Origin of the sequence: Bacillus sp. (in: firmicutes) (assembly GCA_012842745.1) — a bacterium.
Classification (GTDB): Bacteria; Bacillota; Bacilli; order Bacillales; family Bacillaceae_J; genus Schinkia.
The window spans coordinates 142,645-148,644 of record DUSF01000054.1; the positions used below are offsets into that span (position 1 = coordinate 142,645).

The 6,000-nt window shown below is 35.7% G+C and carries 8 protein-coding genes and 1 rRNA gene; 6 read left to right on the forward strand and 3 right to left on the reverse strand.

The window, feature by feature from the left end:
- The first annotated feature begins 88 nt into the window (after positions 1 to 88).
- Positions 89 to 1,369, forward strand: a complete 1,281-nt coding sequence (gene aceA / locus GX497_14895) for an isocitrate lyase (GenBank protein HHY74480.1) — start codon at positions 89 to 91, stop codon at positions 1,367 to 1,369.
- A gap of 148 nt (positions 1,370 to 1,517) precedes the next feature.
- Here aceA and GX497_14900 read toward each other — a convergent pair whose 3' ends face one another.
- The gene (locus GX497_14900; protein HHY74481.1) at positions 1,518 to 1,751 is read right to left on the reverse strand and encodes an IDEAL domain-containing protein; all 234 of its coding nucleotides are present in this window, start codon (positions 1,749 to 1,751) and stop codon (positions 1,518 to 1,520) included.
- 121 nt (positions 1,752 to 1,872) lie between these two features.
- Positions 1,873 to 2,334 (reverse strand): DUF3939 domain-containing protein, encoded by a 462-nt coding sequence (locus GX497_14905; GenBank protein HHY74482.1) that lies wholly within the window; start codon positions 2,332 to 2,334, stop codon positions 1,873 to 1,875.
- A gap of 78 nt (positions 2,335 to 2,412) precedes the next feature.
- Between GX497_14905 and GX497_14910 the strand changes: the two genes are divergently transcribed.
- From GX497_14910 to GX497_14920, 3 genes are all read left to right on the forward strand, one after another.
- The gene (locus tag GX497_14910) at positions 2,413 to 2,637 is read left to right on the forward strand and encodes a hypothetical protein (protein ID HHY74483.1); all 225 of its coding nucleotides are present in this window, start codon (positions 2,413 to 2,415) and stop codon (positions 2,635 to 2,637) included.
- A 154-nt stretch (positions 2,638 to 2,791) separates the two neighbouring features.
- Positions 2,792 to 3,322 (forward strand): competence protein, encoded by a 531-nt coding sequence (locus GX497_14915; GenBank protein ID HHY74484.1) that lies wholly within the window; start codon positions 2,792 to 2,794, stop codon positions 3,320 to 3,322.
- A gap of 61 nt (positions 3,323 to 3,383) precedes the next feature.
- Positions 3,384 to 3,986, forward strand: coding sequence for a TVP38/TMEM64 family protein (locus GX497_14920; GenBank protein ID HHY74485.1), 603 nt, complete (start codon positions 3,384 to 3,386; stop codon positions 3,984 to 3,986).
- A 146-nt stretch (positions 3,987 to 4,132) separates the two neighbouring features.
- Here GX497_14920 and GX497_14925 read toward each other — a convergent pair whose 3' ends face one another.
- Entirely contained in the window at positions 4,133 to 4,288 is a 156-nt protein-coding gene (locus tag GX497_14925) for a hypothetical protein (GenBank protein ID HHY74486.1), read from the reverse strand.
- A gap of 80 nt (positions 4,289 to 4,368) precedes the next feature.
- On the opposite strand from GX497_14925, the gene tnpB reads away from it, so the two are divergent.
- Entirely contained in the window at positions 4,369 to 5,490 is a 1,122-nt protein-coding gene (gene tnpB / locus GX497_14930) for an IS200/IS605 family element transposase accessory protein TnpB (GenBank protein HHY74487.1), read from the forward strand.
- Positions 5,491 to 5,912: 422 nt separating this feature from the next.
- A 16S ribosomal RNA gene (locus GX497_14935) occupies positions 5,913 to 6,000 on the forward strand; the annotation flags it as partial.

The following is a 6,000-nucleotide window of genomic DNA, read 5'->3' on the forward strand; positions in this document are numbered from 1 at the left end:
AAAAAATAGTACAGATAGCAACATTAATTAAAATAGCTAGCAACACAATTAAAATATAAAAGAAATTACTGAGAGGGGAAACACAGGGATGACAAAACAAGAGAGAATTGCACAATTAGAACAAAGTTGGAAAAATGATAGCCGTTGGGCAGGTATTACTAGACCTTATTCTGCTGAAGACGTAATTCGCCTTCGCGGCTCAATGGATATTGAACATACTTTAGCAAAAGTTGGTTCAGAACGTCTATGGAAGCTTTTACATGAAGAAGATTTCATTAACGCACTAGGTGCATTAACTGGTAACCAAGCAGTACAACAAGTTAAAGCTGGTCTTAAAGCAATTTACCTAAGCGGCTGGCAAGTAGCTGCGGATGCTAACCTTTCAGGTCATATGTATCCAGACCAAAGCTTATACCCAGCTAACTCTGTACCAGCTGTTGTTAAGCGTATTAACCAAGCGTTACAACGTGCAGACCAAATTGAATCAGGTGAAGGAAAAGACGACACTTATTGGTTCGCTCCAATTGTTGCTGACGCTGAAGCTGGTTTTGGTGGAGCACTTAACTGTTTCGAATTAATGAAAGGTATGATTGAAGCTGGTGCTTCAGGCGTTCACTTCGAAGACCAATTATCTTCAGAGAAAAAATGTGGTCACTTAGGTGGTAAAGTATTACTTCCAACTCAAACAGCTGTAAGAAACTTAATTGCTGCTCGTTTAGCTGCAGACGTTATGGGTACACCAACTGTATTAGTTGCTCGTACTGATGCTGATGCTGCTGATATGATTACTAGCGATGTTGATGATAATGACAAGCCATTCTTAACTGGCGAAAGAACTCCAGAAGGATTCTATCGTACAAAACCAGGTATCGAACAAGCAATTTCTCGTGGATTAGCTTATGCACCATATGCAGATTTAATTTGGTGTGAAACTTCTACACCAGATCTTGAGCAAGCTAAACAATTCGCTGATGCAATTCATGCGAAATTCCCAGGTAAAATGTTAGCATACAACTGCTCACCGTCATTTAACTGGAAATCTAAGCTTGATGATGACACAATCGAAAACTTCCAAAGAGAAATCGCGAAGATGGGCTACAAGTTCCAATTCGTAACATTAGCTGGATTCCATGCGCTTAACTACAGCATGTTCCAATTAGCTAAAGGTTATAAAACTCGCGGTATGGGAGCATATTCTGAATTACAACAAGCTGAATTTGCAGCTGAAGTTGATGGATACACTGCAACTAAGCACCAACGTGAAGTAGGTACTGGATACTTTGATGATGTTGCTCAAATCGTAACTGGTGGTCAATCTTCAACAACAGCTATGAAGGGTTCTACTGAAGAAGCACAATTCGCGAAGTAATGTAACACCCATGCGTGTTGGATAGTGTTAACGTTCATTCTCCTGAACATATATTATTGCTGTATCAAAGGTGGCAACACTTTTGATACAGCTTTTTTTGTAAATTCTAATATAGTAGGTAAAAAAGGAAGCGAAAGCGCTTCCTTTTTTATGTTTGATTTTCTATTAGTCTTTTATACTGTTCGGTAAGAAGATAAAATTGGGTCCGATCTCTGGCATCTAAAGCATCATTGATTTGTTTTAGTAGTAAATCTTTTTTGTAGTTATAAAGGGCTTCATCAATAATCATTTGGATATATACATCGAAGACATAGTTTGTGTCTGCGTTATTAAAGTCCGAATGGCTGTTCTTTTGAGCGGCGTATGACTTTCTGTTTTCCATGATTTCATCACCCCTGATGCTCTTTTTATTATTATAGTAGTGTTATCGTTATATTTCAAGAGGTTATTTTCTGATTTTTCGGAAAATTAATCTAAGGAAATTGGAATAAAATAAAAACCCACTATTTGGGCTTTTTATGGGTTAATAAATATTCATCCTCTGTTATATACAAATCAATTGTTGGTCTTTCATGAATTAAATTGTTTTTTTGTAATAATAAATAATTTACTTTCAAGTAGGGGTCCCCAGGTGTTATCGGGAGTTTATTATACATTTGTACATAGCGGTCGACTGCAAATTGTATCAAATCTAAATAATAAGGAATCTCTTTTTCTTCTTCTTCGAAAATTTCGTAAGTTTCCTTTGACATATAAAAAGGTTGATCGGGAATTCCTTTTAAATAAGGTTTTAATAAATCGAAGTCAATCGTATGGTCATCCTTGACTAAAATTCGTGCTGTTACACCTTTAGGTGCTCTAGATGCAAACTCACGAACCGCTTTTTTGATTGTTTCTAAATCAAATTTGTGTATTTGGTAATAATGATTTTCTTCTTTTTGTTTATTTTTGATTCGCTTCCACATGATTCTCACTCCTTTAATTTACACTAAGAAGTAATTGAACTTGCTGTTTTAGAACACAATAACAATGGAGGTGTTTAGATGAAAAGGAATCCATTTAATAAAAAAAATACTCAATCAGGAATTGACAAGATTACAGAATCTTTTTTGAATCCAGGATTTAGCCTTGGAGTTGATACTGATATCATGGCTCCTTCTGGTAAAGATTATATTACAGGTGAATCTATAGACGAACACCGAATTGTTGAACAAGCAAATGAATATATAGGTGAAGAAGAAATTAAGCAACAATTCGAAAACTTATAAAAGAGTGGCCACCAGCTGCTCTTTTATTTTGAAACTTTAAAAACATCCTATAAAAATAATGAGTTTTGTGATAATATAAAGATTAAATAGAAATTTGTCAAACGTTGTCATCGCAAAATCTTAAATTTACCTTAAATATAAGAGGGGTGTACTTATGGGAAATAAGGAAAAAACAATCGTTCTTTCTGATTTTGAAGTAAATCCGTACACAATGGCGATTGTTGGTGAAAAAGTAAGTAAAGAACAAACTGTGTATTCACGCGTTTTAGAGGTTGAAAATGAATTTTTGGTAAAAATGAAACCTACAATGGTGATGGACAAAAGTTGCAAATATTTCGGCAGCAGCCTAAAAGGCAGACAAGAAGGAACTAAAGAGCTAACTGGTATTTCCTATAAAGCCCCGATTGCTGTTGATCCTTCAAATGAAATCTACATGTTTCCTACTAACTCTCCTTATAAAGACACATGCGTATGGCTTTCACATTCCTATATCCAAGATTATCAGTCCGCTGGCCCAGAAAAGACGATTGTAACATTTACAAACAATAAAACAATTATCCTTAATATCTCCAAAGGCTCCTTTGAAAATCAGTTAAACCGAACAGCCCAATATAGGTTTATTCTGTCAACTAGAATTTCTCCTAATAAAAATGAAAAACAAAATAATGGAAAATACGATACATGATATTATTTAAAATAAGGGGAAATATAATTGTAGTAAGAATGTATGTGAGGGATAACATTAGATGGACTTTGAGTCTTTGAAAGATTTGTTAACAATGGAACATATACTTGCGCTGCTTGAGGAGTATGCTGCACTTGGTCCGATTCCAGGTATTTTGTTGCCGATGATTGAGGCAATCATACCTATTTTACCATTAGTATTATTTGTTATGGCAAATGCAGCGGCTTTTGGGTTGTGGAAAGGATTCATTATCTCATGGATTGGTGCATCCATTGGAGCATTAATTGTGTTTTTTTTAATTCGCAAATTTGGAAGGAAACGTTTTTTTAACTTCTTAACAAGGCATCAAAAGGTGAAGAAATTAATGAATTGGGTGGAACGTCACGGATTCGGCTTTATTTTTTTAATGTTGTGTTTTCCTTTTTCGCCCTCGTCATTAATTAATGTTGTCGCAGGATTATCGAGAATCAGCACATACCAGTTTATTCTTGCTGTATTATTAGGAAAATTAGTGATGATCTTTACAATATCTTTTATCGGGTATGATCTACAGGCATTAATAAAGCAGCCATTTAAAACTATATTTGTTTTAGTATTAATGTTCGTCCTCTGGTATACGGGGAAAAGAATCGAAAGAAGGATACATATAGAGGATGGGAAATAAAACGAATGGTAAGGCATTCAAAAACATGTAGGGAATTCATCCGAAGCTTTATATTAAATAGGCGAGAAGGCTCTCACCTCAAGGAATGAGAAGGGCGTAGCCCAATGAGTAGGTGGGAGATGAATCGCCTTCGGACAAGGGATGGCTTACTTGCCATCTCGATTGTCCGATTGTTCGAGTGCAATTTGCAATAAGTGGAAAATAGCTTGTGTACGAGTGCCAAAACCCTTTTGCTCTTTGTATGTGTCCACCCTATCTAAAAGAATTTTAGGAAATCGTAATACTACTGATTGTTTTTTCATGTCTTCACCCCTAAAATGATATATAACATATATCAGTATGATATAATGTGTATATCATAACACATAAGGAGGTGAAAGTCATGATCGTCAACAAAGCATACAAATTCCGCATCTATCCAAACAAAGAACAAAAAATACTGATTGCTAAAACAATCGGCTGTTCACGTTTTGTGTTTAATCATTTTTTAGCAAAATGGAATGATGCTTACAAAGAAACAGGTAAAGGATTGACTTATAACGCTTGTTCTTCTCAATTAACACAACTAAAGAAAGAATTAGCATGGTTAAAAGAAGTTGACAGCATTGCTATTCAATCATCACTTAAAAATCTTGCTGATTCATATAGTCGATTCTTCAAAAAACAAAACAAAGCACCACGATTTAAGTCTAAAAAGAATAAAGTACAATCCTACACAACCAAGCACACTAACGGTAATATTGCCATTGTAGGCAATAAAATTAAATTGCCTAAACTTGGTCTTGTTCGCTTTGCCAAAAGTCGTGAAGTAGAAGGTCGTATACTCAAAGCTACTGTTAGACGAAATCCAAGTGGAAAATACTTTGTGTCCATTCTTGCTGAAACAGAAGTGCAACCATTAGAAAAAACAGGTTCTTCTGTTGGTGTTGACGTTGGACTAAAAGACTTTGCCATTTTGAGTACGGGAGAAGTATTCTCTAATCCGAAATGGTTTCGTAAACTTGAAGATAAACTAGCGAACGCACAACGCATCCTTTCCAGACGGATGAAAGGTTCTTCAAATTGGAACAAGCAACGTATTAAGGTTGCAAGAATCCACGAATGTATCACCAATGCAAGAACAGACTATCTGCAGAAAATCTCAACTTGCATCATCAAAAACCACGATGTTGTAGGAATTGAGGATTTGCAAGTATCAAATATGCTGAAAAACCATAAGTTAGCAAAAGCAATCAGTGAAGTATCTTGGTCACAATTCAGAACCATGCTTGAGTACAAAGCAACATGGTATAGCAAAGAAGTCGTTGCTGTATCTAAAACTTTTGCAAGTTCTCAGCTATGTTCGTGCTGCGGCTATCAAAACAAAGACGTTAAGAATCTAAACCTTCGTGAGTGGGACTGCCCTTCTTGTGGCGCACATCACGACAGGGATATTAACGCAGGACAAAATCTTAAAAATGAAGCTATAAGACTTCTAACCGTAGGAACTATGGGGTTAGCCTAATCAATAACTGGCGGTTACGCTGGTATTCTTAGGAATCTCCCACTTCAAACAGCTCGTAAGAGGGTTAAGTGGGGGTAGTTCAAATTATAATATGCTGATGTCGAATCAAATGGTTCTTAATTTCTATTACATTTGATTCGACTTTTTTGTACTAACTTTTTTTGAAAAGATTATTGACGAATGGGTTTAATTCTGATATATTAATTTTTGCTGTCAGGTTAGACAGGAAAAATCGGGTAATAAGTAAAAAACTTTTAAAAAAGCATTGACTTCCGCGAAAACGAATGATACTATAATGAATGTCGCTAAAACAAAGCGAAAATAAAATGTTCTTTGAAAACTAAACAAAATGTCAAGCGTGCAATAAAGTTGAACGTTAGAGTTCAACAACCAAGTCAGTAAAACTTTTGAGCAATCAAACCCTTTTTGGAGAGTTTGATCCTGGCTCAGGACGAACGCTGGCGGCGTGCCTAATACATGCAAGTCGAGCGGATTCAAAGGAGCTTGCTC

Excerpts from the sequence above, each read along its gene's own strand:
- aceA (HHY74480.1), top strand. The coding sequence starts at position 89 with ATGACAAAACAAGAGAGAATTGCACAATTAGAACAAAGTTGGAAAAAT.
- GX497_14900 (HHY74481.1), bottom strand. The coding sequence starts at position 1,751 with ATGGAAAACAGAAAGTCATACGCCGCTCAAAAGAACAGCCATTCGGAC.
- GX497_14905 (HHY74482.1), bottom strand. The coding sequence starts at position 2,334 with ATGTGGAAGCGAATCAAAAATAAACAAAAAGAAGAAAATCATTATTAC.
- GX497_14910 (HHY74483.1), top strand. The coding sequence starts at position 2,413 with ATGAAAAGGAATCCATTTAATAAAAAAAATACTCAATCAGGAATTGAC.
- GX497_14915 (HHY74484.1), top strand. The coding sequence starts at position 2,792 with ATGGGAAATAAGGAAAAAACAATCGTTCTTTCTGATTTTGAAGTAAAT.
- GX497_14920 (HHY74485.1), top strand. The coding sequence starts at position 3,384 with ATGGACTTTGAGTCTTTGAAAGATTTGTTAACAATGGAACATATACTT.
- GX497_14925 (HHY74486.1), bottom strand. The coding sequence starts at position 4,288 with ATGAAAAAACAATCAGTAGTATTACGATTTCCTAAAATTCTTTTAGAT.
- tnpB (HHY74487.1), top strand. The coding sequence starts at position 4,369 with ATGATCGTCAACAAAGCATACAAATTCCGCATCTATCCAAACAAAGAA.